Annotated in this window: 1 protein-coding gene and 1 pseudogene; one reads left to right on the top strand and one right to left on the bottom strand. The window is 65.5% G+C overall.

Annotated features, from left to right (window positions below; all coding sequences use genetic code 11):
* Positions 1 to 92 precede the first annotated feature (92 nt).
* Positions 93 to 1085, bottom strand: a complete 993-nt coding sequence (gene dusA, locus ACTS2Z_RS09315; RefSeq protein WP_442572939.1) for a tRNA dihydrouridine(20/20a) synthase DusA — start codon at positions 1083 to 1085, stop codon at positions 93 to 95.
* A 220-nt stretch (positions 1086 to 1305) separates the two neighbouring features.
* On the opposite strand from dusA, the pseudogene ACTS2Z_RS09310 reads away from it, so the two are divergent.
* Positions 1306 to 1932 (top strand): annotated as a pseudogene (locus ACTS2Z_RS09310) (hypothetical protein); the annotation flags it as partial.

Raw genomic sequence — 1932 nt, 5'->3', positions numbered from 1 at the left:
CACGCCGCCGCCAATGCCAAACAGCCCGGCGATCAGGCCGGCGAAGGCCCCAACTGCCAGCAGGGTGAGCAGAAAGACGATATAGGTTTCCATCAGGCCGCCGCGCGCGCCTCCCTTACGGCATCCAGCGCCTGTTCGACCACGCTCCAACCCGCCCCGTCCCTATTGGCCTCGGCAGAGAGTATCTGGCGCCAGCGGCGCGCGCCGGGACGCCCCGCAAACAGGCCCAGCATGTGGCGAGTGATGGCATGCAGGCGCACACCCTTTTCACGTTGCGCCTCGATATAGGGCCGGTAGGCCTCCACCACGGCGAACGGATCATCAAACGGATCAGCCTCGCCAAAAAAGACAGAGTCCACACGCGAAAGGATGAAGGGCGTGTGATAGGCCGCCCGGCCCAGCATCACGCCGTCCAGGCCGGTCATCTGGTCCCTCGCGTGCTCGAGGTCTTCCAGCCCGCCATTGAGGATGATTTCCAGATCCGGGCGCGCGGCCTTCAGGCGGCGCACGATGTCATAGTCGAGCGGCGGAATATCCCGGTTTTCCTTTGGCGACAGGCCCTTCAGCCAGGCTTTGCGCGCGTGGACGGTGAAGCTGGTGACACCGGCCTTTGCCACGGTCTCCACGAAGGCAAAGAGGGTCTCTTCGGGGTCCTGCTCATCGACGCCGAGGCGGTGCTTCACCGTGACGGGAACGCTGACCGCCTCGCGCATCGCAGCCAGGCATTCGGCGACCAGCTTTGGCTCGCGCATCAGGCAAGCTCCGAATGTTCCCGACTGCACCCGGTCTGACGGGCAGCCGACATTCAGGTTCACTTCCGCATAGCCGAACTCTTCGGCTATCCGGCTGGCGGTGGCGAGACGGTCCGGGTCACTGCCGCCGAGCTGGATGGCGACAGGGTGTTCTGCCGGATCGAACCCGATCAGGCGCGCCGCATCGCCGTGAATGACGGCCTGATCGACCGCCATCTCGGTATAGAGCAGCGCGCGGCGCGACATCAGGCGATGGAAGGCCCGGCAATGCCGGTCGGTCCAGTCCATCATCGGCGCAACGCTGAAACGGCGGGAGAGTGAAGGCGTGCTCATCGGCGCTGATCTAGGCCAGAGCCGCCAAAAGCGCAAACCGGGACGCTCACGGAACCGCGCCATGGCGGACGCGTTGCCCTTTCGATCACTACTGGCTGGACGTGCCGCAGGCACGAAAAAGGAGAGACCGGCATGGGCAAGGGTATTCTGCTCTGGTTCCTGGGGGTTCCGATCCCCGTCATCATCCTCATTCTCATTCTGTTCTAGGAGGCGCACGATCATGACCGACGCACCCCTCACTGCGCCCGTAACCACCACAACACCCGTCCGGTGGACGGGACCGGCGATTAGCTGGTCTGCGGTTTTTGCCGGCGCGTTCGCCGCAGGCGGCCTGACCATCGTTCTGGTCATTCTCGGCTCCGCCTTCGGCTTTGGCGCGCTGTCGCCCTTTGCCGGGGACGGGCTTTCGCTGACCTCGATCAGCGTCGTCACCATCATCTGGCTGATCTTCACCCAGGTGTTTGCCTCGATCGCGGGCGGCTATATCGCCGGGCGGGTCCGCTTTCGCTGGTCCATCCACCGCGATGAAGTCTTCTTCCGCGACAGCGTGCACGGCTTTCTGACATGGGCCATCGCCAGCGCCTTCATGTTCGCTGTTGCCGCCCTTGCTGCCGGTGGTGGCACGCTGGCGGCGAGCGCGGTCACGGCGTCCGCGGCGCAGGCCGACATGGAAGCCCCGACGCCGGCAAGCATCATCACTGACCGTCTCTACCGCGCGCCCGGCGCTGCGCCCGGTACGCTGGAGACGGCGCGCGACGAGGCGGAACGTCTGGTCGTCCGGGCGATTGCCATGCCTGACAGCGTCACGGCGCAGGACCGCGCCTGGCTGGTGGAGGATGTCGCAGAG

This window comes from Glycocaulis sp. (assembly GCF_052168375.1).
Lineage (GTDB): Bacteria > Pseudomonadota > Alphaproteobacteria > Caulobacterales > Maricaulaceae > Glycocaulis.
The sequence above is the reverse complement of the archived record's forward strand: the minus strand, read 5'-3'. Positions and strand labels throughout refer to the sequence as shown.

Excerpts from the sequence above, each read along its gene's own strand:
- dusA (WP_442572939.1), bottom strand. The coding sequence starts at position 1,085 with ATGAGCACGCCTTCACTCTCCCGCCGTTTCAGCGTTGCGCCGATGATG.